Annotated in this window: 24 protein-coding genes, 1 tRNA gene, 1 other RNA gene and 1 pseudogene; 14 read left to right on the top strand and 13 right to left on the bottom strand. The window is 67.1% G+C overall.

Annotation, left to right across the window (positions count from 1 at the left end):
• Positions 1–26: 26 nt before the first annotated feature.
• The 3 genes from serS to JF542_RS16065 all read left to right on the top strand — a co-directional run bounded on the left by serS (position 27) and on the right by JF542_RS16065 (position 3,142).
• Complete coding sequence (gene serS, locus JF542_RS16075) at positions 27–1,319, top strand: serine--tRNA ligase (protein ID WP_007799979.1); 1,293 nt, start codon at positions 27–29, stop codon at positions 1,317–1,319.
• Between the two features lie 2 nt (positions 1,320–1,321).
• On the top strand, positions 1,322–2,023 hold the full coding sequence (locus JF542_RS16070; RefSeq protein WP_207076585.1) for a hypothetical protein: 702 nt from the start codon (positions 1,322–1,324) through the stop codon (positions 2,021–2,023).
• Between the two features lie 153 nt (positions 2,024–2,176).
• On the top strand, positions 2,177–3,142 hold the full coding sequence (locus JF542_RS16065; protein ID WP_207076584.1) for a zinc-binding metallopeptidase family protein: 966 nt from the start codon (positions 2,177–2,179) through the stop codon (positions 3,140–3,142).
• Positions 3,143–3,355: 213 nt separating this feature from the next.
• Here the strand turns inward: JF542_RS16065 and JF542_RS16060 are convergent, their stop codons facing one another.
• Entirely contained in the window at positions 3,356–3,763 is a 408-nt protein-coding gene (locus JF542_RS16060) for a SufE family protein (RefSeq protein WP_207076583.1), read from the bottom strand.
• Positions 3,764–3,894: 131 nt separating this feature from the next.
• Between JF542_RS16060 and JF542_RS16055 the strand changes: the two genes are divergently transcribed.
• Positions 3,895–4,401, top strand: coding sequence for a hypothetical protein (locus JF542_RS16055; protein ID WP_207076582.1), 507 nt, complete (start codon positions 3,895–3,897; stop codon positions 4,399–4,401).
• A 100-nt stretch (positions 4,402–4,501) separates the two neighbouring features.
• Here JF542_RS16055 and rnd read toward each other — a convergent pair whose 3' ends face one another.
• On the bottom strand, positions 4,502–5,659 hold the full coding sequence (rnd, locus tag JF542_RS16050) for a ribonuclease D (RefSeq protein WP_007799969.1): 1,158 nt from the start codon (positions 5,657–5,659) through the stop codon (positions 4,502–4,504).
• Between the two features lie 240 nt (positions 5,660–5,899).
• Between rnd and JF542_RS16045 the strand changes: the two genes are divergently transcribed.
• Positions 5,900–6,085, top strand: coding sequence for a hypothetical protein (locus JF542_RS16045; protein ID WP_207076581.1), 186 nt, complete (start codon positions 5,900–5,902; stop codon positions 6,083–6,085).
• Here the strand turns inward: JF542_RS16045 and purN are convergent.
• Together purN and purM are read right to left on the bottom strand one after the other, a co-directional pair.
• Positions 6,072–6,668: a phosphoribosylglycinamide formyltransferase gene (gene purN / locus JF542_RS16040; protein WP_207076580.1), complete on the bottom strand. Its 597-nt coding sequence runs from the start codon at positions 6,666–6,668 to the stop codon at positions 6,072–6,074. The two genes, JF542_RS16045 and purN, sit on opposite strands and share 14 nt — an antisense overlap.
• On the bottom strand, positions 6,665–7,711 hold the full coding sequence (gene purM, locus JF542_RS16035) for a phosphoribosylformylglycinamidine cyclo-ligase (protein ID WP_207076579.1): 1,047 nt from the start codon (positions 7,709–7,711) through the stop codon (positions 6,665–6,667). Before purM ends, purN begins: the two co-directional genes overlap by 4 nt.
• 188 nt (positions 7,712–7,899) lie before the next feature.
• Here purM and ssrA point away from each other — a divergent pair.
• The 7 genes from ssrA to JF542_RS16000 all read left to right on the top strand — a co-directional run bounded on the left by ssrA (position 7,900) and on the right by JF542_RS16000 (position 13,148).
• Positions 7,900–8,252, top strand: a transfer-messenger RNA (tmRNA) gene (gene ssrA / locus JF542_RS16030).
• Between the two features lie 90 nt (positions 8,253–8,342).
• Positions 8,343–8,999: a DUF1194 domain-containing protein gene (locus JF542_RS16025; RefSeq protein WP_207076578.1), complete on the top strand. Its 657-nt coding sequence runs from the start codon at positions 8,343–8,345 to the stop codon at positions 8,997–8,999.
• Positions 9,000–9,055: 56 nt separating this feature from the next.
• A complete protein-coding gene (chrA, locus tag JF542_RS16020) occupies positions 9,056–10,306 on the top strand; it encodes a chromate efflux transporter (RefSeq protein ID WP_207076577.1) in 1,251 nt (416 codons plus the stop codon).
• Positions 10,307–10,437: 131 nt separating this feature from the next.
• On the top strand, positions 10,438–10,911 hold the full coding sequence (locus tag JF542_RS16015) for an SspB family protein (protein WP_207076576.1): 474 nt from the start codon (positions 10,438–10,440) through the stop codon (positions 10,909–10,911).
• 118 nt (positions 10,912–11,029) lie between these two features.
• Positions 11,030–12,424, top strand: coding sequence for a class II fumarate hydratase (gene fumC / locus JF542_RS16010; RefSeq protein ID WP_207076575.1), 1,395 nt, complete (start codon positions 11,030–11,032; stop codon positions 12,422–12,424).
• Between the two features lie 323 nt (positions 12,425–12,747).
• Positions 12,748–12,924: a DUF4169 family protein gene (locus JF542_RS16005; protein ID WP_207076574.1), complete on the top strand. Its 177-nt coding sequence runs from the start codon at positions 12,748–12,750 to the stop codon at positions 12,922–12,924.
• Positions 12,921–13,148 carry a ribbon-helix-helix domain-containing protein gene (locus JF542_RS16000; RefSeq protein WP_007799946.1) on the top strand — a complete coding sequence of 76 codons (228 nt, stop codon included), beginning with the start codon at positions 12,921–12,923 and terminating at the stop codon, positions 13,146–13,148. Before JF542_RS16005 ends, JF542_RS16000 begins: the two co-directional genes overlap by 4 nt.
• Positions 13,149–13,269: 121 nt before the next feature.
• On the opposite strand, the gene lipA is transcribed toward JF542_RS16000, so the two are convergent.
• On the bottom strand, positions 13,270–14,220 hold the full coding sequence (gene lipA / locus JF542_RS15995) for a lipoyl synthase (protein WP_207076573.1): 951 nt from the start codon (positions 14,218–14,220) through the stop codon (positions 13,270–13,272).
• 203 nt (positions 14,221–14,423) lie between these two features.
• Here lipA and JF542_RS15990 point away from each other — a divergent pair.
• Positions 14,424–14,509: transfer RNA gene (locus tag JF542_RS15990), tRNA-Leu, on the top strand.
• Positions 14,510–14,630: 121 nt separating this feature from the next.
• On the opposite strand, the gene JF542_RS15985 is transcribed toward JF542_RS15990, so the two are convergent.
• The 4 genes from JF542_RS15985 to recA all read right to left on the bottom strand — a co-directional run bounded on the left by JF542_RS15985 (position 14,631) and on the right by recA (position 19,292).
• Complete coding sequence (locus tag JF542_RS15985) at positions 14,631–14,918, bottom strand: DUF1330 domain-containing protein (protein ID WP_007799943.1); 288 nt, start codon at positions 14,916–14,918, stop codon at positions 14,631–14,633.
• A 1-nt stretch (position 14,919) separates the two neighbouring features.
• Entirely contained in the window at positions 14,920–15,204 is a 285-nt protein-coding gene (locus tag JF542_RS15980) for a DUF1330 domain-containing protein (protein WP_040544781.1), read from the bottom strand.
• Between the two features lie 4 nt (positions 15,205–15,208).
• Complete coding sequence (alaS, locus tag JF542_RS15975; RefSeq protein WP_207076572.1) at positions 15,209–17,884, bottom strand: alanine--tRNA ligase; 2,676 nt, start codon at positions 17,882–17,884, stop codon at positions 15,209–15,211.
• A gap of 334 nt (positions 17,885–18,218) precedes the next feature.
• On the bottom strand, positions 18,219–19,292 hold the full coding sequence (gene recA / locus JF542_RS15970; RefSeq protein ID WP_207076571.1) for a recombinase RecA: 1,074 nt from the start codon (positions 19,290–19,292) through the stop codon (positions 18,219–18,221).
• A gap of 179 nt (positions 19,293–19,471) precedes the next feature.
• On the opposite strand from recA, the gene JF542_RS15965 reads away from it, so the two are divergent.
• Positions 19,472–20,068: a gamma-glutamyl kinase gene (locus tag JF542_RS15965; protein WP_207076570.1), complete on the top strand. Its 597-nt coding sequence runs from the start codon at positions 19,472–19,474 to the stop codon at positions 20,066–20,068.
• Between the two features lie 39 nt (positions 20,069–20,107).
• On the opposite strand, the gene JF542_RS15960 is transcribed toward JF542_RS15965, so the two are convergent.
• From JF542_RS15960 to JF542_RS24605, 4 genes and pseudogenes are all read right to left on the bottom strand, one after another.
• Positions 20,108–22,429 carry a hybrid sensor histidine kinase/response regulator gene (locus JF542_RS15960; protein WP_340689163.1) on the bottom strand — a complete coding sequence of 774 codons (2,322 nt, stop codon included), beginning with the start codon at positions 22,427–22,429 and terminating at the stop codon, positions 20,108–20,110.
• A gap of 153 nt (positions 22,430–22,582) precedes the next feature.
• On the bottom strand, positions 22,583–23,737 hold the full coding sequence (locus tag JF542_RS15955; RefSeq protein ID WP_207076569.1) for an RsmB/NOP family class I SAM-dependent RNA methyltransferase: 1,155 nt from the start codon (positions 23,735–23,737) through the stop codon (positions 22,583–22,585).
• Positions 23,734–25,182, bottom strand: a complete 1,449-nt coding sequence (guaB, locus tag JF542_RS15950; RefSeq protein WP_007799928.1) for an IMP dehydrogenase — start codon at positions 25,180–25,182, stop codon at positions 23,734–23,736. The genes JF542_RS15955 and guaB overlap by 4 nt, the downstream gene beginning before the upstream one ends.
• 743 nt (positions 25,183–25,925) lie before the next feature.
• Positions 25,926–26,397 (bottom strand): annotated as a pseudogene (locus tag JF542_RS24605) (ISL3 family transposase); the annotation flags it as partial.
• Positions 26,398–26,617: the final 220 nt, after the last annotated feature.

The following is a 26,617-nucleotide window of genomic DNA, read 5'->3' as shown; positions in this document are numbered from 1 at the left end:
GCACCCGAAAAGAAGGACAAGGGACGATGCACGACATCCGCGCCATCCGAGAAAACCCCGCCGCATTCGACGCGGCGCTGTCTCGCCGCGGGATGGAGCCGCAATCGCCCTCGATCCTGAAGATCGACGAAGAGCGCCGCGCCGCGATCCACGCCGCCGAGACCGCGCAGGCGGATCAGAAGAAGGCCGCCAAGGACGTGGGCGCCGCCAAGGCCTCGGGCAACGAGGCAGAGTTCGAACGGCTGCGCGCGCTCGTAGGCGCCAAGAAGGCCGAGGTCTCCGAGATGCAGGACCGCGCCAAGGCGCTCGACGCGCAGCTCGACGAGCTTCTGATGGGCCTGCCCAACCTGCCCTTCGATGACGTGCCGGACGGTGCCGACGAAGACGACAATGTCGAGATCCACCGCTGGGGCACCCCGGCCACGTTCGATTTCGCGCCGAAGGAGCACTACCAGCTCGCGGCCGTGCAGAAGGGCATGGATTTCGAGACCGCGGCCAAGCTCTCCGGCTCGCGCTTCGTGGTGCTCTCCGGTGGCGTCGTCCGCATCCACCGGGCGCTGGCGCAGTTCATGCTCGACACCCATGTCGAGGAGAACGGCCTCACCGAGACCTGGACCCCGGTGCTGGTGCGCGAAGAGATGATGTACGGCACCGGGCAGCTGCCGAAATTCGGCGAGGACAGCTACCAGACCCGCGAGGGCTGGTGGCTGGTGCCCACCGCCGAGGTCACGCTGACCAACATCGTCAACGGCGAGACCGTCGAGGAAAGCTACCTGCCGCGCCGCTACGTGGCGCACACCCAGTGTTTCCGCTCCGAGGCGGGCTCCGCCGGGCGCGACACCTCGGGTATGCTGCGCCAGCACCAGTTCGAGAAGGTCGAGATGGTCTCGGTCACCCACCCCGACAAATCCCGCGAGGAGCTCGACCGGATGACCGCCTGCGCGCAGGGCATTCTGGAGAAGCTCGGCCTGCCCTACCGCACCGTGGTGCTCTGCACCGGCGACATCGGATTCGGTGCGCGGCGTACCCATGACATCGAGGTCTGGCTGCCGGGACAGAACACCTACCGCGAGATCTCGTCGGTCTCGGTCTGCGGTGATTTCCAGGCCCGCCGGATGAACGCCCGCTTCAAGCCCGCGGGCGGCGGCAAGCCGGATTACGTGCACACGCTGAACGGCTCGGGCCTCGCGGTCGGGCGCTGCCTGATCGCGGTACTGGAGAACGGCCAGCAGGAAGACGGCTCGGTCAAGCTGCCCGAGGCGCTGCATCCGTGGCTCGGCGGCAAGACCACTCTCACCGCCGACGGCGAGCTGGTCTGATCATGCAGGTGCTCTGGGCGGTTCTGGTGTTTCTGGCCGCGGTGGTCTTCGCCGCCGGGCCGGTGCTGTTTCCCGGCTTCAACGGGTTCGACCCGAGCGCCTTTCCCGTGCCGCAGGACAACCCGCCGGTGCAGCCGGCGGGCTATGCCTTCGCGATCTGGGGCCTGATCTATCTCTGGCTCATCGCCGGCACCGGCTTTGGCCTGTTCCGCCGCTCCGACGACCCCGACTGGCAGCCGCACCGCCAGCCGCTCTTCATCAGCCTCGCCGTCGGCGTGGTCTGGCTGCCGGTGGCGCAGCTCTCGCCGATCGCCGCCACCGCGATGATCTGGGTGATGCTGGTCACCGCGCTGGTGGCGCTGTTCCGCACCGGCGACATGGACCGCTGGCTGCAGGTCTCGCCGCTGGCCGTCTACGCCGGCTGGCTGACTGCCGCCTCCTCGGTGTCCATCGGCTTGCTGCTGGCCGGCTACGGGCTGCTCGGGCCGACGCCCTCGGCGCTGGTGGCGCTGGCCATCGCTCTGGCCATAGCGCTGGTGGTGCAATACCGCCTGCACCGCGCGCCGCTCTACGGCATCACGGTGATCTGGGCGCTGGTGGCGGTGATCGTCGCGAACTCCTCGCCGCTCAATATCGCGGTGGTCGGGCTGTCCGTGGTCGGCATCTTCGCCATCCTCGCGTTGCGCGGCACCGACACCGAGTGAGGCCGGCAACTTCGCGCTTGCGCGGCGCGCCGGTTTCGCCACTCTGACCCAGCACCTCCCTGACCGTTCCGCGACGGCATGGCGATGCGACGGAACTTGCACCGCCCCGCCGCCGTTACTGGCAGACGGAACCTCCCGGGTCAGGACCCTCAGATGCAGATCTTTCAGTGCCCCAATTGCGGCGCCCCGCTCTATTTCCACAACACCGGCTGCACCTGCGGCCAGCAGGTGAGCTTCGATCCGGATGCGCAGCGCATGCTGCCGCTGAGCGAGCCCTGCGCGAATCGCGACCTCATCGGCTGCAACTGGATGGCTGAGAACGGCGAGCTCTGCCGTTCCTGCACCATGACCGAGATGCTTCCCGACCTGCGCGAGAACGGAAACCGTCCGCTCTGGGAGACCTCGGAGCTCTCCAAGCGCTGGATGCTCGCCAACCTCGCGCGCTGGGGCTGGTTCACGCCAAGCGATCCCGGCGCCCGGCCGGTGTTCAAGCTGCTTTCTGAGCAGACCGCCGCCGGACAGGCCGACATCATCATGGGCCATGCCAACGGGCTCATCACCATCAACGTGACCGAAGCCAGCGACGCGGTGCTGGCCAAGCGGCAGGAAGAGCTCGGCGAGCTCTACCGCACCATGCTGGGTCACATGCGCCACGAGACGGCACATTTCCTGCACCTGCGCCTCTCCGAGTCCCCCGAGTTCCTAGCGCAGTTCCGCGCCCTGTTCGGCGACGAGCGTGCCGACTACGGCGCTGCGCTCGAGCGTCACTACGCCGACCCGCAACCGGCTGACGAGACCCACATCACCAGCTACGCCACCGCGCACCCGCACGAGGACTGGGCCGAGACCATCGCCCACCTGCTGCACCTGATCGACCTCGTCGACAGCGCCGCCGCCGCCCGGCTGGCGCTCCCGGGGGGCCCGCCCGCGGGACACGACGCCTATGCCGCCTCCGATACCGAGGCAGAGATCACCATGGCCATCGACCTTTCGATCGCGATGAACCACGTCAACCGCGCGATGGATCTGCCTGATCTCTACCCGTTCGTTCTGGCCCAAGGGGTGCGGGACAAGCTCGCCTTCGCGCATGGCTGGCTGCGCCGCAACGGACACGGCTGACCGAGCGCCCGACCGCGATGGTCGGCCTGCCTCCGGCGGGAGTATTTTTGACGAAGAGAAGCCAGGGGCGCTGTGCCTCGGTCTTCTCTGGTTTCAAAATACCTCGGGGGTGAATTGGCCGCAGGCCAAGAGGGGGCAGCGCCCCCTGTCGGCCGGCCAAACCGCGACCTGAGCTTCAGAATCGCCTCGCAACAGACTGATTTTTATAATAAATCAAGCGGCAGCGGCTGTGGTTTGAATGCGCTCCACCATGGCCCGCAGCCCGTTGGAGCGCTGCGCCGAGAGGTGCTCGTTCAATCCCAGCCGGCCAAGCTCGGCGCGTGCGTCCAGCTTCGAGACCTCGCCCACGGGCAGCCCGTCATAGAGCTTGTGCAGGACGGCGATCAGGCCGCGCACGATCATCGCGTCGCTGTCGCCCTCGAAATGGAACACCCCGGCCTCGATCTGAGGATGCAGCCAGACTTGGCTGGCGCAGCCCTCGACCTTGGTGGCGGGCACCTTCAGCGCCTCGGGCAGCGGCGCCATCGCCTTGCCCATCTCGATCACCATCCGGTAGCGGTCTTCCCAGTCCTCGAGAAACTCGAAATCCTCGACCACCTCTTCGAACGCTGCCTGTGCCATGAACCATCTCCTGCTGTCGCCCCACAGGTAGGCAGCACAGGCGCAAAGGTCCAGCCCCGGAACGCGGCGCTTTTCAAGTTCGGCACAATGCGATAACCCCTTTGCCAAGGCAGGCAAGGGGCAGAAACGCCATGAAGAAAACTCTTTCCGTTGTGATCGTCGCGGGCCTCGTCCTGACCGGCTGCAGCAGCAGCTGGAACCCGGTCAACTGGTTCGGTCAGAGCGAATCCGTGCCGGTCAACGTCGATCCCAACGCCACCGGCGCCACCAACCCGCTGATCCCTGCCCGGCGCGCCTCGATCTTCCGCAGCAATACCGCCGAACTCTACCTCGGCAGCCCGATCGAGACCATCTCCGAGCTGCTGATCGAGCGCCGTCCCGGCGGCGCGATCATCCGCGTCACCGGCACCGCCAACCGCGCCGGTCCGTTCGAGGTTCGCCTGATCCCCGACGAAACGCAGACCGACGGCGACACCCTCGCCTACACCATGAACGCCCTGCAATCCGCCGGTCCGGTCAATGTCGACGCCGATGCGCGCAGTGTCACCGCGGCGGTCTGGCTCACAGAGCAGGAGCTCTTCGGCATCCGCGAGGTTCGCGTTGCGGGCCGCAGCAACGTGCTGGTCTCGCGCCGCTGAGGCGCCCGCGCCGCACCCCGCCCAGCCACGGTCCTGTAACGAAACAACGCCCCTCGCGGGGCGTTGCATGGGGACGCGAGGGCAAGTGCCTGCGCCGTCCTCAGATCTCGATGACCTCGACGTCGCGCCCCTTCACCGCGAGGCCGATGCGGCCCTCGCAAAGACGCAGCGCATCCTCGCCGAATACCTCGCGACGCCAGCCGGTCAGCGCCTTCACGTCGCGCTGGCCCGCCGCCATGGCGTCGAGATCCGCCGCCGGAGCGATCAGCCGTGCTGCCACGCCGGAGGCCTCGGTGCGCGCCTTCAGAAGCACCCGCAGAAGATCGGCCAGAGCCGGGTTCACCTGCAGCTGGTCCTTGCTGGTGTCGGGCTTGGGCAACGCGTCCTTGGGACATTCCATCCCGGCCTTGATCGCGGCGAGGATGCCATCGGCGATCGGCCCCTTGCGGGCCTCGCGCAGCAGCAGGCGCGAGCGGCCAAGATCCTCCATCGTCACCGGCTTGGTCGAGGCCAGCTCGGTCAGCGCGTCATCCTTGAACACCCGGTTGCGAGGGATGTTGCGGGACTGGGCGTAGTCCTCGCGGAACGCCGCCAGTTCGCGCACGATGGCGAGGAAACGCGGGCTTGAGGAGCGCGTCTTGACCCGCTGCCAGGCGTCTTGGGGTCGGGTGATGTAGGTCTCGGGATCGGTCAGAACACCCAGCTCCTCGGCGACCCAGCGAGCACGTCCGGTGCGCTCGAGCTCGGCGGCGAGGTATTCGTAGATCACCCGCAGGTGGGTCACGTCGGCGAGCGCGTATTTCTTCTGCGCGTCGGTCAGCGGACGGCGCGACCAGTCGGTAAAGCGCGAGGACTTGTCGAGCCCCTGCTTTGCGATACGCTTGACCAGCGTCTCGTAGCCGACCTGCTCGCCGAAGCCGCAGACCATCGCCGCGACCTGGGTGTCGAAGAGCGGGTCGGGGATCACCCCGTGATCGATGAAGAAGATCTCGAGATCCTGCCGCGCGGCATGGAACACCTTGACCACGTTCGTGTTGCGGAACAGCTCGAGCAGCGGCTCGAGCGACAGCTCACCGGCCAGCGGATCGACCAGCACCGCATTCTCGTCTCCCTGCCCCGGATAGGCCAGCTGGATCAGGCAGAGCTTCGAGTAATAGGTGCGCTCGCGCAGGAATTCCGTGTCGACCGTGACATAGGGTGCCGTGGCTGCCTCGCTGCAGAAGGCGGCGAGATCTTCGGTCGAGGTGATGGTCTTCATGCGGGCTCCGGGCGCTTTGTGATCTTGTTGCTTCGCTCTTGCGGGTTGGCCTGTCCTACACCCGCCACGGCGCGGAGCAAAGCCCCCGGACCAGAAAGCGTCGCCGGCATGACCGCCCCGCGTCCACGCTGCATCATTCCATCACGTTTCGTGAAGGTGCGCGCATCAAACATTCATTTCAAAGATGATCACGCAGGGGCTATCTCCGGCTCATCCCAAAGCCAACCCGGAGTTCCAGACATGACCTGCCTCGACACAACGCCCCTGCCCGCGCGCCGCAGCGCGCAGATCCCGCTTGCACCGCTCGCCGCGGCACTCGCCCTGCTTCTGATGATGGGGGTTCCGGCGCTGCTGGCGCCACCGGCCACGCTCAACCTTGGCGACTGGCACGGCAATGCCGCGCCGTCACTGGTCACTCGGCGCTGAGCCGCAGCGTCTCGCGGTTGCCCTCGGCAAAGCGCCGCAGCACCGCCGGGTAAAGCCTGTGCTCCTGCACCAGCACCCGGGCCGCCAGATCGTCGGGCGTGTCGCCCGCGCGCACCGGAACCACCGCCTGGCCGAGGATCGGCCCCTCGTCGAGCTCGGGGGTCACCTCGTGCACGGTGCAGCCATGCTCAGCGTCGCCCGCCTCGAGGGCACGGGCATGGGTGTGCAGTCCGCGATACTTGGGCAAGAGCGAGGGGTGGATGTTGAGCATCCGCCCCTGCCAGTTTTGCACGAAGCTCGCGGTCAGCACCCGCATGAAACCGGCCAGGCACAGAATGTCCGGCGCGGCCTTCACCAGCTCCGCCTGCAACGCCTCCTGGAAGGCCTCGCGGTCGCCCTTGAACGGACGGTGATCGACCACCGCCGTCGGGACACCCATCTCGGCGGCCTTGGCGAGGCCACCCGCCGCGGCATTGTTCGACAGCACCAGCACCGGGCGCGCCGGGTGATCGCCGGTCATGCTCTCGACCAGCTTCACCATGTTCGAGCCGCCGCCCGAGATGAAGATGGCGACCCGTTTCAAGACAGCGTGCCCTCGTAGGACATGCCAGCCTCTCCGGTGACGGTGCCGAGCATGTAGACGGTCTCGCCCTCGGCGCGCAGCAGCTCGGCGATCGCCTCGGCGCGGGACGCATCCACCGCCAGCACCATGCCGACGCCGCAGTTGAAGGTCTTGAGCATCTCGGCGGGCGCGATGCCGCCGGTCTCGGCCATCCACTTGAACACCGGGGGCAGTTCCCAGGCGTCGAGGCTGATCTCGGCGCCCATGCCCTCGGGCAGGACGCGCGGCAGGTTCTCGGTCAGGCCGCCGCCGGTGATGTGGGCCAGCGCATGCACGCCGCCGGCACGCACCGCCGCAAGCGCCTGCTTCACGTAGAGCCGGGTCGGCGTCAGGAGCGCGGCGCCGAGCGATCCCTCGGCCCAGGGGCAATCGGCGTCCCAGCCGAGGCCAGAGACCTCGACCAGCTTGCGCACGAGGCTGTAGCCGTTGGAATGCACGCCGTCCGAGGCGAGGCCAAGCAGCACATCGCCCTCGGTGACGCCGGCGGGCAGGTCGCTGCCGCGTTCCATGGCGCCGACGGCAAAGCCCGCGAGGTCGAAATCGCCCGCCGGGTACATGCCGGGCATCTCGGCGGTCTCGCCGCCGATCAGAGCCGCACCCGAGCGCACGCAGCCCTCGGCAATGCCCTCGATGACGCGTGCCGCGCTCTCGGTGTCGAGCTTGCCGGTGGCGAAGTAGTCCAGGAAGAACAGAGGCTCGGCGCCTTGGCAGACCAGGTCGTTGACGCACATCGCAACGAGATCGATGCCGACGCCATCAAGGTGCCCGGTGTCGATGGCGATGCGCAGCTTGGTGCCCACGCCGTCGGTCGCGGCAACCAGCACCGGGTCGGTATAGCCCGCCGCCTTGAGGTCGAAGAGCGCGCCGAAGCCGCCGAGGCCGGACATGGTGCCGGCCCGGTTGGTGCGCTTTGCCGCCGGTTTGATGCGGTCCACAAGGGCATTGCCCGCGTCGATGTCCACGCCCGCATCCGCGTAGGTAATGCCGTTCTTGCCGTCGCTCATATCGCCCTCCGGGTTCGTTGCGCGCGGGCTTAGCGCAAGCGCGCCGCGAAGAAAAGCGCCAAGCAGCAGCAGCTTTCCGCCTCCTTGAACCGCTCGCATCTTCTCTTCGTCGAAAATACTCCCGCCGGAGGCGTGTCCCGCCCTCTCGGACCGCGCGACGCAGGAAATTTCGCATCGCCCGGCTGCACCCCCTTTGAATCCGCCCGCAACCTGCCTATATTCAGATCGTTCCCTCGGGAACTATGGGCATAAACGCGCATGTAATAAGCGGATCGGACCCGGGGGCGGTACCCGGCGGCTCCACCAAATCACCCTTCGTTGGGGGGAGGCATGGGGCCGAAACAGGATCGACGAACGTGTAAAGATGTAGCTTTGTCCCGGTGAGATACCACCGTTATCGGTTCACATTGCATAATTGCCAACGACAATCGTGCTCCGGTCGCTCTGGCTGCGTAAGCAGTCCGAAAGATCGAAATCTAAGTCCTTGCGCCTAGCAGCGTAAGGCGGGGTTCGCAGGCACCTGGCAACAGAAGCCTGCACTTCCAGACATCTTGCGGATCGCTCCTCACGTCTTCCAAGAGGCGCACTCACCGCGATTGACCCGGCACCGGCCTGCTGCCAGCATCGCGCCATGCTGCGCGCCTTGCCCCTCTGCCTTTCGCTTCTCGCCCCGAACTCGGCATCGGCCTGCGAGACCGCGCTGCTTCTGGCGATGGACGTGTCGAACTCCGTCGACGTGGCCGAGTACCGCATTCAGGCCGAGGGCCTCGCCGTCGCGCTCACGGATCCGCTGATCGCCGAGATCCTCGTGCAGGACCGGGTCGCCATCGCGGTGATGCAGTGGGCCGGCGAAGAGCGACAGCAGCTCAGCATCGGCTGGACCCGGATGACCGACCCCGCGGCCGTGGCCGGCCTCTCGGCCCGGGCGATGACGATGGAGCGCGCCTTCGTGCTCTCCGACACCGCTCCCGGCCCTGCCCTGCACGCCGCCATCGATGCCTTTGTCGGCGCGCCTGACTGCCGCCGCAAGGTGATCGACGTTTCGGGCGACGGCACCCCAAATTCCGGCGGGTCGCCCGCCGCCGCGCGGCAGCGCGCCGAGCGCGCGGGAATCACCGTCAACGCGCTGGCGATCGAGGCGCCGGGCCACGGGCTCGCGGTGAGCAATTTCTTTCGCCGCGCACTGATCACCCGCGATGGCTTTGTCATGACCGCGCGCGGCCACCGCGCTTATGCCGAGACGCTGCGCCGCAAGATCCTGCGCGAGATCTCCCGCGTGACCGGCTGAGACGGATCGCCCGGATGCGTCATGACACCGTTACAAAGCCCGATCAAAGCACGCCCATGCCCACGTTTTCCCTTCTCTTCAGCGCGTTCGGCCGGATCGGCCTGCTCAGCTTCGGCGGCCCCGCCGCGCAGATCGGTCTCATGCATCGCGTCCTCGTCGAAGAGCGCGGCTGGCTCACCGAGAAGCAGTTCCTCTCGGCGCTGAGCTTTTGCATGCTGCTGCCGGGGCCGGAAGCCATGCAGCTCGCCACCTATGCCGGCTGGCGCCTGCGCGGCACGCCGGGCGGACTGCTTGCCGGGGCGCTCTTCGTCCTGCCCGGCGCGCTGGTGATCGCGGCGCTGGCGGCGCTCTATGCCGCGTTCGGGACCGCGCCGCAAACCGAGGCGCTGTTGCTCGGTGTGAAGGCCACGGTGATCGTGATCGTGGTGCAGGCGCTGATGCGGCTCTGGGCCAAGGCGCTTTCGGGGCGCGCCGCGATGGGTCTCGCCGGGTTCGCCTTCGCCGCGCTCTACCTCTTTGCCACGCCCTTCCCGGTGGTCATCGCGGCGGCCGGTCTCTGGGGCTGGCTTACCGGTCGGGCCGCGGCAGAGGAGTCCGCTCCGCCGCCCGCACATGCCGCGCCCCCCCTGCCCCGGATCGCGCTCTGGGGCGCGCTCTGGCTGCTGCCTTTGCCGCTGCTGTGGCTGGCGGGCGAGACCCTGCTCTTCGATCTGGGCCTGTTCTTCGCCAAGCTCGCGGTGGTCTCCTTTGGTGGCGCCTACGCGGTGCTGGCATGGATGGCGCAGGAGGTGGTGCAGATTCGCGGCTGGCTGACGCCCGAGCAGATGGTCGACGCGCTGGGGCTTGCCGAGACCACGCCGGGGCCGCTGATCCTCGTCACCCAGTTCACCGGGCAGCTGATCGGCCACGAGGCGGGCGGCTGGGGGCTGGCGCTGGCGGCGTCCCTGCTGACCCTTTGGATGACCTTCCTGCCCTGCTTCCTGTGGATCTTCGCCTTTGCCCCGCATCTCGAGCGGCTCCTGGCCCGGCCGCGCCTGCAGGGCGCGCTTTCGGCGATCACCGCCGCGGTGCTCGGCGTCATCGCCAACCTGTCGCTTTGGTTCGCCCTGCACGTCCTGTTTTCCGACACGGTCACCGCACCCGCACCGCTCACCGCGACACTGCCCGTCCCCTCGAGCCTGCGCCCCGAGGCGGTTTTTCTCGTCGCCCTCGCCGCGCTGCTGATGCTGAAACTCAAGCGCTCCGTGCCGCTCACGCTGGCGCTCACCGCCCTTACGGGCTGGGCCCTCGGCCAGCTGCTGCCCTGACGTGCAGCGCCGCTGCAGAGCGGGCGCCAGCGCTGCAACTCGGAAGACCTGCTTGCATTTTCCTGCCGCAGAGGCTTTTCCTCGCTGCCAGATCGAATAAGGTACCCTGAAAGACCACAAGGAATTGTGCCATGTCCGGCGGCATCGACTACGGCAATCTCATGCATCGCGCCATGCGCGGCCTGATTCACGACGTCCTCACGGATGTCGCCGAGCGAGGGCTTCCCGGCGAACATCATTTCTTCATCACCTTCGACACCCAGTACCCGGATGTCGAACTAGCCGACTGGCTGTCGGACCGCTATCCCGGCGAGATGACCGTGGTGCTGCAGCACCGCTTCGACGATCTCGAGGTCGGCGAGGATGGCTTTGCCGTGACGCTGAGCTTCGGCGAGGCGCCCGAGCGACTCTATATCCCCTATCACGCGATCAAGACCTTCGTGGATCCGTCCGTCGAGTTTGGCCTGCGTTTCGAGACCCAGGATGACGACGAGGATGACGAGGACGAGGATGATCCGACCCCGCCCGAGGGCGGCCCGGAGCGTCCCTCGGATGGGCAGCATGACGCCGAGGTCGTGCGACTCGATTCCTTCCGCAAGCAGTGATCCCGGCGGCCGGGTCCGCTCGCGACCCGGATGTTAACGGTATCCCTTGGTATGCAGCCTTGCCTTTCCCGAGCCACGGGGTAAGAGATTGCGCGACCGCGTTCCAAAGGAGGTTCCCGTGACCCAGACCCGCACCGAAACCGACAGCTTCGGCCCGCTCGAGGTTCCCGCAGACAAGTACTGGGGCGCGCAGACCCAGCGCTCGATCATGAACTTCCCGATCGGCTGGGAAAAGCAGCCGGTGCCGATCATCCGCGCGCTCGGCGTGGTGAAGAAGGCCTGCGCCATGGCCAACAAGGCCAACGGCGCGATGGAGGCCGAGATCGCCGACGCCATCATCGCCGCCGCCGGCGAGGTGATCGACGGCAAGTTCGACGACAACTTCCCCCTCGTTGTCTGGCAGACCGGCTCGGGCACCCAGTCGAACATGAACGCCAACGAGGTGATCTCGAACCGTGCCATCGAGATGCTGGACGGCGAGATGGGCTCGAAAAAGCCCGTCCACCCGAACGATCACTGCAACATGGGCCAGTCGTCGAACGACACCTTCCCGACGGCCATGCATGTGGGCATCGCCATGCAGGCGCGCGACGTGCTGCTGCCGGGGCTGGAGAAGCTCGCCGCCGCGCTGGAAGCCAAGCGAGACGCGTTCCAGGACATCATCAAGATCGGCCGCACCCACACCCAGGACGCCACGCCGCTGACGCTCGGCCAGGAGTTCTCGGGCTACGCGCACCAGGTCCGCAAGGGCATCGCCCGCATCGAGGCCTGCCTGCCCGACATCTACGAGCTGGCGCAGGGCGGCACCGCCGTGGGCACCGGGCTCAACACCAAGAAGGGCTGGGGCGAGGCCGTGGCCGCGAACATGGCCGAGATCACCGGCCTGCCCTTCGTCACCGCGCCCAACAAGTTCGAGGCCCTCGCCGCGCATGACGCCATGGTGATGTTCTCGGGCGCGCTCAAGACCGTCGCCGCGTCGCTGTTCAAGATCGCCAACGACATCCGCCTGCTGGGCTCCGGCCCGCGCTCGGGCCTTGGTGAGCTGATCCTGCCGGAGAACGAGCCCGGCTCCTCGATCATGCCCGGCAAGGTGAACCCGACCCAGGCCGAGGCTCTGACCATGGTCTGCGCCCATGTCATGGGCAACGACGCCGCCGTCGGCATGGCAGGCTCGCAAGGCCACTTCGAGCTCAACGTCTACAACCCGATGATGAGCTACAACGTGCTGCAATCGATGCAGCTTCTGGGCGACAGCGCCTCGGCCTTCACCGACAACATGGTGGTGGGCATCCAGGCCAACGAGGCCCGGATCGAGAAGCTGATGAAGGAATCGCTGATGCTGGTGACGGCGCTGGCGCCGACCATCGGCTACGACAACGCCACCAAGGTCGCCAAGACCGCGCACAAGAACGGCACCACCCTGCGCGAGGAGGCCATCAACCTGGGCTTCGTCGACGAGGAGACCTTCGACCGCGTGGTGCGTCCCGAGCAGATGATCGGCCCCAAGGACTGATCCTCGGCAGCAGCCAAGACACTATTGAAGAGCGGGCTCCCGGGCCCGCTTTTTTTCGTGCGCGCCACGGCACCGACCGAGGCGCAAAAATTTTATCTAAAATTTTTCCGCACCTGGCGACGGGAGGCGCGCGTCCCTGCGTATCACCTGTGAGGCGCGCCCCACCAGACCATCGGCATCACCCTGAAGGCCACCACTCACGGACACGTCCCGCCGCGCTCCCGCCACGACCTGTCCCCTTGGAGTGGCGGGAGCTGGCAAATTCCCCCGAAGTTGCAGGATCGCCCGTTGCGAAACCCACATGCCGCGCTAAGTTTCGCAGCATGAGCAAAGTGATAAACCTCAACAAGGCCCGCAAGGCCCGTGACAAGGCCGACAAGCGCGCGACGGCGGACCGCAACGCCGCGCTGCACGGTCGCAGCAAGGCCGACAAGGCGCTCGACAAGAGCGCGACGGAGAGAGCCGAGCGGGATCTGGACGGGCACAGGCGCGACGAATGACCGGACGGCCGATCAAGCATTCGCTCAGCCTGCGCGGTCACCGCACCTCGGTCTCCCTTGAAGAGGCGTTCTGGAACGAATTCCGCGCCATCGCAAAGGCCGAGGGCAAGGCGCTCAACGCGCTCGCCGCCGAGATCGACGAGACCCGTGGACTAGAGGCCGGGTTGGCCTCGGCAATCCGGGTCTACGTGTTGAAATACGTGAAAGCCCGCACCAACGGATGAGCTGGGCAAATTTCTTAGTATAAGAAATTTGTCACGGTGAGACAGTTGCCGCCGCGGAATGAAGAAGGGCGCTCGATATCGGAGCGCCCTTTTTTCATTACACCGATCGGTTGTGCGCCCGTCAGGCCTCCGCCAGCCTGTGCTCGCGCGCCTCGCGCAGCCGGGCGAAATCGTCGCCGGCGTGGTAGCTCGAGCGGGTCAGCGGCGTGGCAGAGACCATTAGGAAGCCCTTGCCATAGGCGTTCTTCTCGTAGGTCGCGAACTCGTCCGGCGTGACAAAACGATCGACCGCGTGGTGCTTTGGCGTCGGCTGCAGGTATTGGCCGATGGTCAGAAAATCGACGTCAGCCGCGCGCATGTCGTCCATCACCTGTCGCACGGACTGCGCGTCCTCGCCAAGGCCCACCATGATCCCCGACTTGGTGAAGATCGACGGGTCGATCTCCTTCACCCGCTGCAAGAGCCGCAGCGAATGGAAATACCGCGCGCCCGGGCGAACCTCGGGATAGAGCCCCGGAACGGTCTCGAGATTGTGGTTGAACACGTCCGGCTTGGCGCGCACCACCGTCTCGAGCACCTCGGGGGCGCATTTCAGGAAGTCCGGCGTCAGGATCTCGATCGTGGTGGCGGGCGAGCGGTGGCGGATCGCGCGAATGGTCTGGGCGAAATGCTCCGCCCCGCCATCCTCGAGATCGTCACGGTCGACCGAGGTGATCACCACGTGGTTCAGTCCCAGTTTCTGCACCGCATCGGCCACGCGCCCCGGTTCGAACACGTCGAGCGCGTCGGGCCGGCCGGTGGCGATGTTGCAGAAAGAACAGCCACGGGTGCAGATATCCCCCATGATCATCATGGTGGCATGGCCCTGGTTCCAGCATTCGCCGGCATTCGGACATCCCGCCTCTTCGCAGACCGTGACGAGCTTGTGCTCGCGCATGATGCGATGGGTTTCCTGGTAGCCCTTGCCGGTCGGTGCCTTGACGCGGATCCAGTCCGGTTTCTTGGGCTGCGGATTGTCCTTGCGGTGCGCCTTTTCCGGGTGACGCTCGGTCGGGATCTTGATGTCGCGCAACGGTTCTTCCCCGCAATATCTTAAGACTTGTCGGGCAACATACAGCACTGCAGGGGGAGTTGCCAGTGCAGCCGGCGCACGCGCCGGTCTCGTATCCCCCTAGGTGCCGAGTGTTCCCCCTGCACCCCTGTGTCGTCGCGCGACCGGACAACGCGATTTCGGGCTGGACGGGCTTCGCGGCCTTGGATAGATCGGATCTCAGTGCGGGCGTGGCGGAATGGTAGACGCGTCGGATTCAAAATCCGATTTCCGAGAGGAAGTGTGGGTTCGAGCCCCACCGCCCGTACCACCTCTCTTACGATCAGCTTCGGCGATCACCTCGCCAAAACGTGACAGCGCTTGTCCCGGCACGACGCCCTGCCGAACGGTGAAAAACGCGCCCCGAAAGGCGCGCCTGACTGGCCAGATGTCTACTCGCTGGTCTCGACGATCAGCAGTTCGCGCTCCGAGGCGCCGCGCGCATGGCTCAGCGCTTCCTGGTAGTCCGGCGAGTGGTAGCATGCCTCGGCGGCCTCGACGCTGTCGAACCTCGCCACAACGTTGCGCGGGCGCTCCTTGCCCTCGAGTTGGACGTAGCGGCCTGCACGCGCAATGAATTGCCCGCCGTGCTTGGCGATGGCAGGCCCGGCGAGCTTGGCGTAGCGGCCATAGGCCTCTTCATCGGTGACCGTCACATGCGCGATCCACAGTGCAGGCATCTCAGACTCCTTCGACGATGACCACATCCCGCGTCGACGCCCGAAGGGCGATCGGCAGGATGCGCTGATATTCCGGAGAGTTGAACCAGCGCTCCGCGGCAGCGCGGCTCGGGAACTCGACGATGACATGGCGGCTCGGCGCCTCGCCCTCGATCACCTCCTGCGGTCCGCCCTTGACCAGGAACCGCCCGCCGAATTTCTCGGCGAGCGCCACGGTCTGGCCGGCATAGATGGCGTATTCCTCGGGATCGGTCACGTCGATGCGGGCGATCATGTAAGCGCTCATGCGATCACCCCGCCAGCACGGCTTCCGCCGCCTTGATCGCCGCATCGGCCTCGGAGGCATCCTTTGCCCCGCCCTGCGCCATGTCGGGCCGGCCACCGCCGCCCTTGCCGCCAAGCGCCTCGACCGCCGCCTTCACCAGGTCGACCGCCGAGTGGCTGCCGGTGAGGTCCTCGGTGACACCTGCCGCCACGGCGACCTTGCCACCGGTATCGGCGATCAGCAGCACCGCGCCGGAGCCGAGCCGCGCCTTGTGCTCATCGATCAGCGGCGGCAGGTCCTTGCCCGAGACGCCGCTCAGCACCTGCGCCACGAAGGAGACACCGCCCACCTCGCGCGCCTCGGCCCCTCCGCCCTGCCCGGCGCCGCCGGCCATGGCGAGATCCCGCCGCAGTTGTGCCACCTCGTTCTCGAGCTTGCGGCGCTCGTCGAGCAGCGCTCCAACGCGCGAGACAGCCTCGGCGCCATGCGCCTTGAGCAGGCCCTCGATCTCGCCAAGCGCCTTGTCACGGCCACGCAGCTCGGCCATCGCGGCCTCGCCGGTCAGCGCCTCGATCCTGCGCACGCCGGCCGCCGAGGCGGTTTCCGAGGTCAGCGCGAAGGTGCCGATATCGCCGGTCTGCGCCACGTGGGTTCCGCCGCAAAGCTCGATTGAGTAGGTCTGCCCATCGGCGCCCTTGCCGGAGCCTGCCTCGGTGCCCATCGACACCACCCGAACCTCGTCGCCATACTTCTCGCCGAAGAGCGCCTGGGCGCCGAGAGCGCGGGCATCGTCGGGCGTCATGATGCGGGTGTTGACCGCCGAGTTCTGCCGGATGAAGGCGTTCACCTCGCGCTCGACCCGCGAGATCTCCTCGGGTGTCAGCGCCTTGGCATGGCTGAAGTCGAAGCGCAGCCGCTCCGGCGCGTTCAGCGAGCCGCGCTGCGCGACGTGATCGCCAAGCGCCCGGCGCAGCGCCTCGTGCAGCAGGTGCGTGGCCGAGTGGTTGGCGCGGATCTTGCCGCGGCGCGCATGATCGACCTCGAGCGCCACCGCCTCGCCCTTGGCAAAGCGGCCCTGTTTGATGGTCACCTGGTGGGCGAAAACCTTGCCGCCGCCCATCTTCTGGGTGTCGGTGACCTCGGCGAGGTCATGCTCGTCCTCGAGCCGGCGCATCCAGCCACTGTCGCCGACCTGGCCGCCGCTCTCACCGTAGAACGGCGTCTGGTTCATCACCACCCAACCGCTCTCACCGGCCTCGAGCGCCTCGACCTCGGCGCCATCCTTGACCAGCGCCAGCATCTGGCCCTCGGCGGTCTCGGTGTCGTAGCCGAGGAAATCCGTGGCGCCGTTGGCGTCGGCGATCTCGAACCAGATCGCAAGGTCCGCCGCCTCGCCCGAGCCCGACCACGCGGCGCGCGCCTTGGCCTTCTGCTCGGCCATGGCCTCGTCGAAACCGCCGGTGTCGACCTCGCGACCGCGCTCGCGCAGCGCATCCTGCGTCAGGTCGAGAGGGAAGCCATAGGTGTCGTAGAGCTTGAACGCCGCCTGACCGGGCAGCTTGGCGCCCTCGCCCAGCCCCACCAGCTCGTCATCGAGCAGCTTGAGGCCGCGATCGAGGGTCTGCTTGAAACGCGTCTCCTCGAGCTTCAGCGTCTCCTCGATCAGCGGCTGGGCACGCACCAGCTCCGGGTAGGCCTGCCCCATCTGGCGCACCAGCGCCGGCACCAGCCGGTGCATGACTGGGTCCTTGGCACCCAGCATGTGGGCATGGCGCATGGCGCGGCGCATGATCCGGCGCAGCACGTAGCCGCGGCCATCGTTCGAGGGCATCACGCCGTCGGCGATCAGGAACGAGGTCGAACGCAGGTGGTCTGCGATGACACGGTGATGGGTCTTGCCCGGCCCGTCGGGATCGCTCGAGGTGGCGTCTGCCGAGGCCTCGATCAACGCCCGGATCAGGTCGGTGGAATAATTGTCGTTGGTGCCCTGCAGCAACGCCGCGACCCGCTCGATGCCCATGCCGGTGTCGATCGACTGCATGTCGAGCGCCCGCATCGAGCCGTCCTCGAACTGCTCGTTCTGCATGAAGACGAGGTTCCAGATCTCGACGAAGCGGTCGCCATCCTCTTCCGGCGAGCCCGGAGGGCCACCCCAGTACTTGTCGCCGTGATCGAAGAAGATCTCGGTGCAGGGGCCACAGGGGCCGGTCGGCCCCATCATCCAGAAGTTGTCGGTGGTGTCGATGCGGATGATCCGGTCGTCCGGGACACCGGTCTTCTTCCAGATCTCGGCCGCCTCGTCGTCGGTGTGGTAGATCGTCACCAAGAGCCGCTCGGCGGGAATGTCGAGCTCGCGCGTCACCAGTTCCCAGGCGAAAGGGATGGCTTCCTTCTTGAAGTAATCCCCGAAGGAGAAGTTCCCCATCATCTCGAAGAAGGTGTGGTGGCGGGCGGTGTAGCCCACGTTGTCGAGATCGTTGTGCTTGCCGCCGGCACGGACGCATTTCTGCGCCGTGGTGGCGCGCTTGTAATCGCGCGTCTCGACCCCGGTGAAGAGGTTCTTGAACTGCACCATGCCCGAGTTGGTAAACATGAGCGTAGGGTCGTTGCGCGGCACGAGCGGGCTCGAGGGCACCACCTGGTGGCCCTGCTTCTCGAAATAGCCCAGAAAGGTTGAGCGGATATCGTTCAGGCTCGGCATGGTCGTCCTTGTCTGGCTGGCATCTCAGAGGTTCGCGCAGGTGTATCGCCACGCCCGCCCCCTGTCCATAAGCCGCGACAGAAAAGCCGCCACCCCGCCCCGACCATCGGCTTCCGTCCCCCCCCGCGCCGGCCACCGCCTCCCGTCCCGGGCGCGCCGCCCCTCTCTCCCGCACCGCGCCCCCATCTTCTCCGGTTCGAAAAATACCTCGGGGTGAATGCCGCGCGCCCCGCGCGGCAGAGGGGCAGCGCCCCTCATCACAAACAAAAAAAGAGGCGCTCCCGCAGGAGCGCCCCCGTTTGAAAACCGCATGCCCGAGGGCATGTGCCTGACCTCAGCTTTCCATCACGTCGTCGCCACCGTCCTCTTCGGACATGTGGAAATCGAGCCCGTGGGCGGCGCGGATCTTGTCCTCGATCTCGAGCGAAACGCGGCTGTTCTCGCGCAGGAAGGTCTTTGCGTTCTCGCGCCCCTGCCCGATGCGCTCGTCGCCGTAAGAGTACCAGGCGCCGGACTTGTCGACCACGCCGGCCTTGACGCCGAGGTCGAGCAGCTCGCCCATCTTCGAGATGCCCTCGCCATACATGATGTCGAACTCGACCTGCTTGAACGGCGGCGCCACCTTGTTCTTCACCACCTTGACGCGGGTCTGGTTGCCGACCACCTCGTCGCGGTCCTTGATGGCGCCGATGCGGCGGATGTCGAGGCGCACCGAGCTGTAGAACTTCAGCGCGTTGCCGCCGGTGGTGGTTTCCGGCGAGCCGAACATCACGCCGATCTTCATCCGGATCTGGTTGATGAAGATCACCATGCAATTCGAGCGGCTGATCGAGCCGGTGAGCTTGCGCATCGCCTGACTCATCAGGCGGGCCTGCACGCCGACATTCGAATCTCCCATGTCGCCCTCGAGCTCGGATTTCGGCGTCAGCGCCGCCACCGAGTCGACCACCACCAGGCTGACCGCGCCCGAGCGCACCAGCGTGTCGGTGATTTCGAGCGCCTGCTCGCCAGTGTCGGGCTGCGAGATCAGCAGCTCGTCGAGATCGACGCCAAGCTTCTTGGCGTATTGCGGATCGAGCGCGTGCTCGGCGTCGACAAAGGCACACACGCCGCCTTTTTTCTGCTCTTCCGCCACCACGTGCAGCGTGAGCGTGGTCTTGCCCGAGCTTTCCGGGCCATAGACCTCGATGATCCGGCCCTTGGGCAGGCCGCCGATGCCAAGCGCGATATCCAGACCGAGCGAGCCGGTCGAGGTCGCCTCGATGTCCTTCATGGCGTTGTCGCCACCGAGCTTCATGATAGAGCCCTTGCCGAACTGCCGTTCGATCTGCGCCAGGGCGGAATCGAGGGCTTTCTGCCGGTTTGCGTCTTTCTTGCTGTCCATTGTCAGAAGATCTGCCGTTGCCATGCGTTTCGGTCCTTATTCCACACCCGTGCGAGGGCGGCAATCGCTGCTTTGTTCGCCTCTTGTTCTCATGCCGTTATGAGACCAAAAGTAGAACATTTCAAGATCTTTTCCGTGGACCACTCTTCTCTCTCAAGGTTAAAGAGTGGTTTACAGGCAGAAGATCCGGGGAGATTTCATCGATGCTGGTATTCTGGAAGGCGCGGCTGGTGCTGCTGGCGGTGCCCAAGACGGGCAGCTCGGCCTACGAATCCGCGCTGGCGCCGCATGCCTCTATGACGGTGCTCGACCCGCCCGAGCTCAAGCATGCGCCGGTCTATCGCTACAACCGCTTCTTCCGACCGATGTTCGAGAAGATGGGCACCCCGCACATGGAGCTGATGGCGGTGATCCGCGAGCCGGTCTCTTGGCTTGGCTCGTGGTATCGCTACCGCCAGCGCGGCTTTCTCGACGGCAAGCCGACCTCGACCCGCGGGATCAGTTTCGACGACTTCGTGGACGCCTACACGCGCGGCGAGCGTCCACCCTTCGCCAATGTCGGCAGCCAGGCCAAGTTCGTGGAGCCGCGGCCCAACGGCACCGACGTGAGCCAGCTCTTCCGCTACGAGAACCAGTCCGGTATCATCGCCTTCCTCGAGGATCGGCTCGGCGTCGCGCTCGACCTGCCGCGCGAGAATGTCTCGCCCCGCGGCGATCTCGCGCTGTCGCCCGAACTCGAGACCAAGCTGCGCCGCAAATGTGCCGCCGACTTCGAGGTCTGGGAGCGCGCCCAGGGCTGAGCCGGCCAGGGTTGAGCCGGCCAGGGTTGAGCCGGCCAACTAGGCCAACTGGCGATTCACCGTCTCGGTGAGTTCGGTCAGCGAGAACGGCTTGGGCAGGAACACTGAGTTCGGCACCACCTCCCCGCCTTCGGCAAAAACGTCCTCGGCATAGCCCGAAACGAAGATCACCGGGGTGTCGGGCCGTGTGCGGCGCGCCTCGCGGACCCAGCTCGGACCGTCCAGTCCGGGCATCACCACGTCGGTGACGATGATGTCGACCGCCATCTTATCATCCGCCAGCAGGGTCAGCGCCTCTTCCCCGTTGCCCGCCTCGGTGACGCTGTAGCCGCGCATCTCGAGCGCGCGCGCCGCGAAGGCCCGTACCGGCGCCTCGTCCTCGACCAACAGCACAACGCCCGAGCCGCCATCCGGCAGCGCCCGCGCCGGCGGCTCGCGCGGCCCCTCCACCACCGGTTCGGGGGCCTCGTAGGCCGGGAACATCAGCGTAAAGCAGCTGCCCTCGCCCTGCACGCTGTCGACAAAGATGAAGCCTCCGGTCTGCTTGACGATGCCATAGACAGTGGACAGGCCAAGCCCGGTGCCCTCGCCGGTGCGCTTGGTGGTGAAGAACGGCTCGAACACCTTTTGCAGCTTGTCCGTCGGAATGCCCCGACCGCGGTCCCTGACCCGGACCGCGGCGTATTCCCCAGGCTCGACCAGCGCCCGTTCGCGCTGAAGCGGCTCCATCAGGGCGATGCGTTCGGTCTCGATGCGGATCTCTCCGCCGTCGGGCATGGCGTCGCGGGCATTGACCACAAGATTCATCATCACATGTTCGAGCTGCCGCCGGTCGCCCCGGATCTTCGGCAGAACCGGATCATGCTGCAGCACAAGCTCGACCCGCTCGCCCACCAGCCGGTTCAGCAGGTGGGTCAGATCCGACAGCGTCTCGCGCAGGTCGAGCAGCTCGGGCCGCAGGGTCTGCTTGCGCGAGAACGCCAGCAGCTGACTGACCAGCGCGGCCGCCCGGTTGGCGTTCTGGCTGATCTGCACAAGATCGCTGTAATCGGGATCACCCTGATCGTGGCGCAGCATCAGCAAGTCGCAATGACCCGAGATCGCGGTCAGCAAGTTGTTGAAATCATGCGCGACGCCGCCGGCGAGCTGGCCGATGGCCTGCATCTTCTGGCTCTGCACGAACTGTGCCTCGAGCGTCTTGAGTTCGGTCGCGTCGTTCAGCACCGCCACCAGTTCGGTCGCACCCGAGACCCGCACCCGGTTGAGCGTGACCTGCACGAAGATCTCCCGGTCCGGGCGGATCAGGCGCAGGAATTCGGATCGGTGCAGCCCGCGGCCGGCCGCCGCCTCGCTGATCCAGAGCCGGATCGATCGCCCGAGCCCCTCCATGAATTCCGCGAGGTTCCGCCCATCCGCACGCTCGGTGTCGAGCAGCTTGCAGGCCGAGGCGTTGGCGCGCAGAATTCGCCCGTCCGGCGCGAGGCGCAGCAGGGGAACCGGCAGGTCGTCGACACCGTCCGGTGCGGCCCCCTCGGACAGGGCGGAGTCTTCGATCGTGTGCAGCACCACCTCGCGCCGGCCGATGCCGGCATCGACGCAGCGCACCTCGAAACTTTCAGGCCCCTCGGGCGTGAGCACCCGCTGGATCGCGCCGGGCCTGAGCGGCGGATCCTCGAGCGCGTCGTCGATGCGCTTGACGCGCCGCCCAAGCACGGCCCGCGCACGGGTGTTCATGTAGAGGACAGCGCCGCTGCGCCCCAGCGTCAGCACCGGCGGGTCCTCGGACCCGGCCCCGGCATGGGCACTCGCCTCGGACTCGGCGCGGTCCGGAAGGCGATCGAGCCGCCAGACCCAGCGCGCACTGTCAAGCACCCGCAACGCCAGCACACGCCGCCCGCCGCGCGCCGCAACCTCCTCCCTCGCATGACCGCGATCATGGGCCTGAAGCCAGAGCCGGCGGCTCACACCCTCGGCCCCGGCGACCTGCGACGCCAGGATCTCGGGCAGGTCATCGCCGGGGGCGGCCTCGAAGTCACGCCGGGCGGTGGGGTTGGCATAGATCAGGCGCAGCGCGGGATCGGTGACGAGAATGGGAGCCGGGTCGCCTTCGGCAAAGGCGCAGACCGCGGCAAAGCTGCGCGCGTCGCGGCGCCGCCCGAGCGCATAGCTCACCAGCGCCAGCCCGGCGGTGGTGGCAAAGGCGGCGGCGGCGGCGAGCATGCCGGTCCGCAGCACCGGCTGCGCGCTCAGAAGCGCCGCAAGCCCGCTGGCCAATGCCAGCGCGACCAGAACCCCGGTGCTGCGCAAGATACTGCGTGCCCCGCGCGCCTTCAGCCGCTCTGCCGCCGTGCCCTCGGTCACCTGGCCCCCTTTCGCCGGTCGCGGCACCCCGTGCGGGATGCCTCGGAACCGGTCTTAGTCACCGGGCATTAACCAAAGGTAAACCACGCCCCGGAGACACCCCCCGGTTGCACAGCTTGCCGGGGAACACGCTCCCGCGTCAAGCGGGCCAGGTCAGTCCGGCGCGGTGAGGCAGGCGACGTAGAACCCGTCCCCGCCGTCGGAGGGCAGGAACTGTCGCTCCCGGGCCAGGCTCCAGCCGGGATGACCGGCGAGGAATGCCGCCACCCGAGCGCCGTTCTCGGTCGCAAGCATCGAACAGGTGGCATAGGCCAGCGTGCCGCCGCGGGCGACAAGCGGGGCCACGGTGTCGAGGATCCGGCCCTGGATGGCGGTGAGCTCGGCCAGACCGTCTGCGGTCAGGCGCCACTTCCCCTCCGGCGCGCGTCGCCATGAGCCGCTGCCGGAACAGGGCACGTCGCAGAGGACAAGATCATACGGGCCGCGTGGCTCTTGCGTGATCGCGATCTCGGCTCCGGCACGGATCGCGCGCGCAGGCAGATCGGACATGCGGGCGGGGTTGGCGTCATGCGCCTCGACCGGCCCCGAGAGCCGGGACGCCATGGCCAGCGCCTTGCCGCCGCCGCCAGCGCAATAATCGAGCACGCGCTGCCCCGGGGCCAACGGCAGCGCCGCGACCACGGCCTGGCTGGCAGCATCCTGCAACTCGACGAGGCCATCCGTGAAGGCCTTCGAGCGCGCCACCTTCCGGGCGCCCTCGATGACCTCCAGCGCGGTGTCGGCCAGAGGCGCGGGCCGCGTGGCGATCCCGTCTGCGGAGAGCGCCGCGATGGCCGCGGCCGGGGTTGCGCGCAGGGTGTTGATGCGCAGGAAGACCGGCGCCCGATGGCGCAATTGCTCGGCTGTCGGCGCCGCCTCCGCGCCGAGGCTCGCCTGCCAGTCGGACCAGAGCCAGTCGGGCAGATCCAGCGCCTCGGCCCCCTCCGGCACCCGGCCCGCGGCGCGCTCGGCGTCGCCGAGCGGCTTGGGCGCATGGCCCTGTCCGGTGAACAGCGTGTCGGGATCGGTGTCTTGCTGGCGCAGCAGGCCAAGCATCCGCGCGCGCCCGCTCTCGCCGCCGCCCGAGGCCGCGGTCGAGCGCCAGCGGCGCATCACGTCGAAGACATGGTCGCGCACCGCGGCACGATCCTTGGAGCCCGCGAAGCGCGAGGCCCGTGACCAGCCGAGCAGAGCCTGCTCGGCCGGTGTGCCCGCGGCGATGCGGTCGAGGACCTCCGCCGCGGCCTGTACCCGTGCCGCCGGCGTCATCCGATGCGGTAGTTCGGGCTTTCGCGGGTGATCTGCACGTCGTGCACGTGGCTCTCGCTGAGGCCCGCATTGGTGATCTTCACGAAATTGCAGTTCTTGCGCATCTCGTCGACGGTGCCGTTGCCGGTATAGCCCATCGCCGCGCGCAGGCCGCCCACCAGCTGGTGGATCACTGCGCCGGCCGAGCCCTTGTAGGGCACCTGACCCTCGATGCCCTCGGGCACCAGCTTGTCCGAGGCCGCGTCCTTCTGGAAGTAGCGGTCAGCGGAGCCGCGCGCCATGGCGCCGAGCGAGCCCATGCCGCGATAGGCCTTGAACGAGCGGCCCTGGTAGAGGATCACCTCGCCCGGGCTTTCGTCGGTGCCGGCGATCATGCTGCCCACCATGGCGCAGGAGGCCCCCGCTGCGATCGCCTTGGCGAAATCGCCCGAGAACTTGATGCCGCCATCGGCGATCACCGGGACGTCGCCTGCGGCCTTGGCGCAATCCATCACCGCGGTAAGCTGCGGCACGCCGACGCCCGCGACCATGCGGGTGGTGCAGATCGAGCCCGGCCCGATGCCGACCTTGACCGCATCGGCCCCGGCCTCGATCAGTGCGCGGGTGGCATCGGCGGTGGCCACGTTGCCGGCAATCACCTGCAGCTCGTTCGAGAGTTGCTTGGCGCGGGACACGGCCTCGAGCACGCCCTGCGAATGGCCGTGGGCCGTGTCGATCACCACGATGTCGACGCCGGCATCGACCAGCGCCTCGGTGCGCTCGAACCCGGACTCGCCGACACCGCTGGCCGCGGCGCAGAGCAGACGGCCGAGCCGGTCCTTGCTGGCCGAGGGGTTGACCACGGCCTTCTCGGTGTCCTTCAGCGTCAGGAGGCCGGTGAGCTTTCCGGCAGCGTCGGTGACCAGAAGCTTCTCGATGCGGCGCGCGCGCATCAGGCTGATCGCCTCGTCGCGGTCGGCCGGTTCCTGCAGGATGGCGAGGTTCTCGGAGGTCATCATGACCCGAACGGGCGTGTCGTCCTTCTGGGCGAAGCGCATGTCGCGGTTGGTCACGATGCCGACCACGTGCTTCTTCTCGTCGACCACCGGGAAGCCGGTAAAGCCGTAGCGCTCGGTGAGCGCCTTGGCGTCCGCCAGCGTCTGGTCCGGCGTCAGGGTCACCGGGTTGTAGACGATGCCGCTCTCGAAGCGCTTGACGCGGCGCACCTGCTGGGCCTGCTCCTCGACGGTGAGGTTCTTGTGGATCACCCCGATGCCGCCGGCCTGCGCCATGGTAATGGCCATGCGGGCCTCGGTCACGGTGTCCATCGCCGAGCTCAAGAGCGGGATGTTGAGGGCGATGGATTTGGTCACGCGGGTGCGGGTGTCAGCGGTGCTGGGCAGCACGCTGGACGCCGCGGGAACGAGAAGAACGTCGTCGAAGGTGAGCGCCTCGCGAATCTCCATGGGGTGGCTCCTTGGGAGGGGATCGGTTGGCACGTCCCTATTGCACGGATGCGCGGGAGGCGAAAGCCCCCTTCCTCGGGTCCTGCGACATCCGCCGGCCCGGCCCTGCGCCGGCATGATGGGCGTAGAAGGACACTGCGCCTTTGTTCACAGCGCCGGTCTTTCGGTCCCGGCCTCTCATGAGCGGAGGCAGGAAGGGCCCGCGTTCATTTGCCGGTCGGCTTGACTGGCAGATGGGCCGACAGGACGCCGCTGGAGGCAGGCCGCTCGGCCCCCTTCCCCGAGCTGTCGCAGAGCGACCAAAATTTGCTTGCCTGGAGCCGCTGACCGATCTCCGCCCGGCCCGAGCATCGGCCTGCGCCTTGCCTGTCGCGCCGCGGCACGTTGCAGCGGCCATTGGTGCGCTGCCGGGTTTGGGGTCAGAAAGGCCATGCCGCGTCGCCCCCCGGCCGGGTTTCGGACTTGGCCCGCCGTCGTATCCGCCGGATCGCGTGGCCAAACAGACGACATTCCGCTGCACGTCCAGCGTCGCCCTGACGCTCTCGGGAACGCGGACGTTCAGCGCGCCAAGGGCAACCCTTGGTGCTGCGCCTCTTTCGGACGCTCCGGTTCTTCGGTAAGTACTTATTTTATATATACATTCAATATGATCCTGCCTCCGTCATGACGTGAAGAGACGATCCGAGGCCGGAGGGTGTGAATCGGCAGGCAATCTTGGGTCCGACCCAATTTCTGTGACGCCTTCATGCCGAATTCTGAAGACGTGCAAGAAGGAGGTCGATAACCAGCTGCACCATACATCTGGCGTTTCAGCATCTTCAGCCTGTTGATCTGGCCTTCAGTCTGGCCGTCCTCCTCGCCGTTGCGGACCATGGAGGTGAAGGCATCAAGGAGCCGACGGTTCTGCGCCAGTTGCGCCAGTTGCGGCAGAGCGTGCTCGACCTGCGTGACGAATATGCTGTCGGCCTTCGAGAGATGCTGCAGACCAGAGGCCATCATGCGGGCAATCTTGCGACTCGGAGGACACTTGCCTGAGCCATGGGGGATGGCGGCCTCGGCGCGGCGTTGACGCGTGGCCCATTCACCGACGACGCGGAGACTTCCTTGGAAACCGTTCGACCGCAGTCGGCGCCAGAGTTCAGCGCCATTGCGACAACCGTCCAGCCAATGCTTCTCCAACAGCGGGCACCAGGGAGTAAGGCTGCTTTGTCGCAACCCAGCGGAGAAAGGTATCCTTGCTCAGGCCGAACCGCAGTCGCCGCCCCAGTGCCTGGGCTGGCCGACCGCCCACCGCACGGCCGAGGTCGGCGACGAGGGATAGTGCCCCACGGCATGGTGTAGGAGCGTCGACCTTCGGAGAGGTCCGGGCCTGATCAGGATGCCACTGCGGGCAGCCTGACGGTTGGATTGTCGGTGACGCGGGCCAAGGTTTCAA

Origin of the sequence: Salipiger bermudensis, assembly GCF_017309175.1 — a bacterium.
Lineage (GTDB): Bacteria > Pseudomonadota > Alphaproteobacteria > Rhodobacterales > Rhodobacteraceae > Salipiger > Salipiger bermudensis.
The sequence above is the reverse complement of the archived record's forward strand: the minus strand, read 5'-3'. Positions and strand labels throughout refer to the sequence as shown.

What these genes read in the sequence shown, in the direction of transcription:
- recA (WP_207076571.1), bottom strand. Translation starts at nt 19,292, where the DNA reads ATGGCAACGGCAGATCTTCTGACAATGGACAGCAAGAAAGACGCAAAC.
- JF542_RS16005 (WP_207076574.1), top strand. Translation starts at nt 12,748, where the DNA reads ATGAGCAAAGTGATAAACCTCAACAAGGCCCGCAAGGCCCGTGACAAG.
- JF542_RS15965 (WP_207076570.1), top strand. Translation starts at nt 19,472, where the DNA reads ATGCTGGTATTCTGGAAGGCGCGGCTGGTGCTGCTGGCGGTGCCCAAG.
- purM (WP_207076579.1), bottom strand. Translation starts at nt 7,711, where the DNA reads ATGAGCGACGGCAAGAACGGCATTACCTACGCGGATGCGGGCGTGGAC.
- alaS (WP_207076572.1), bottom strand. Translation starts at nt 17,884, where the DNA reads ATGCCGAGCCTGAACGATATCCGCTCAACCTTTCTGGGCTATTTCGAG.
- JF542_RS15985 (WP_007799943.1), bottom strand. Translation starts at nt 14,918, where the DNA reads ATGCCTGCACTGTGGATCGCGCATGTGACGGTCACCGATGAAGAGGCC.
- rnd (WP_007799969.1), bottom strand. Translation starts at nt 5,659, where the DNA reads ATGAAGACCATCACCTCGACCGAAGATCTCGCCGCCTTCTGCAGCGAG.
- JF542_RS16070 (WP_207076585.1), top strand. Translation starts at nt 1,322, where the DNA reads ATGCAGGTGCTCTGGGCGGTTCTGGTGTTTCTGGCCGCGGTGGTCTTC.
- JF542_RS16055 (WP_207076582.1), top strand. Translation starts at nt 3,895, where the DNA reads ATGAAGAAAACTCTTTCCGTTGTGATCGTCGCGGGCCTCGTCCTGACC.
- serS (WP_007799979.1), top strand. Translation starts at nt 27, where the DNA reads ATGCACGACATCCGCGCCATCCGAGAAAACCCCGCCGCATTCGACGCG.
- JF542_RS16025 (WP_207076578.1), top strand. Translation starts at nt 8,343, where the DNA reads ATGCTGCGCGCCTTGCCCCTCTGCCTTTCGCTTCTCGCCCCGAACTCG.
- JF542_RS16065 (WP_207076584.1), top strand. Translation starts at nt 2,177, where the DNA reads ATGCAGATCTTTCAGTGCCCCAATTGCGGCGCCCCGCTCTATTTCCAC.
- guaB (WP_007799928.1), bottom strand. Translation starts at nt 25,182, where the DNA reads ATGGAGATTCGCGAGGCGCTCACCTTCGACGACGTTCTTCTCGTTCCC.
- JF542_RS16015 (WP_207076576.1), top strand. Translation starts at nt 10,438, where the DNA reads ATGTCCGGCGGCATCGACTACGGCAATCTCATGCATCGCGCCATGCGC.
- JF542_RS15980 (WP_040544781.1), bottom strand. Translation starts at nt 15,204, where the DNA reads ATGAGCGCTTACATGATCGCCCGCATCGACGTGACCGATCCCGAGGAA.
- JF542_RS16000 (WP_007799946.1), top strand. Translation starts at nt 12,921, where the DNA reads ATGACCGGACGGCCGATCAAGCATTCGCTCAGCCTGCGCGGTCACCGC.
- JF542_RS16060 (WP_207076583.1), bottom strand. Translation starts at nt 3,763, where the DNA reads ATGGCACAGGCAGCGTTCGAAGAGGTGGTCGAGGATTTCGAGTTTCTC.
- JF542_RS15955 (WP_207076569.1), bottom strand. Translation starts at nt 23,737, where the DNA reads ATGACGCCGGCGGCACGGGTACAGGCCGCGGCGGAGGTCCTCGACCGC.
- chrA (WP_207076577.1), top strand. Translation starts at nt 9,056, where the DNA reads ATGCCCACGTTTTCCCTTCTCTTCAGCGCGTTCGGCCGGATCGGCCTG.
- JF542_RS16045 (WP_207076581.1), top strand. Translation starts at nt 5,900, where the DNA reads ATGACCTGCCTCGACACAACGCCCCTGCCCGCGCGCCGCAGCGCGCAG.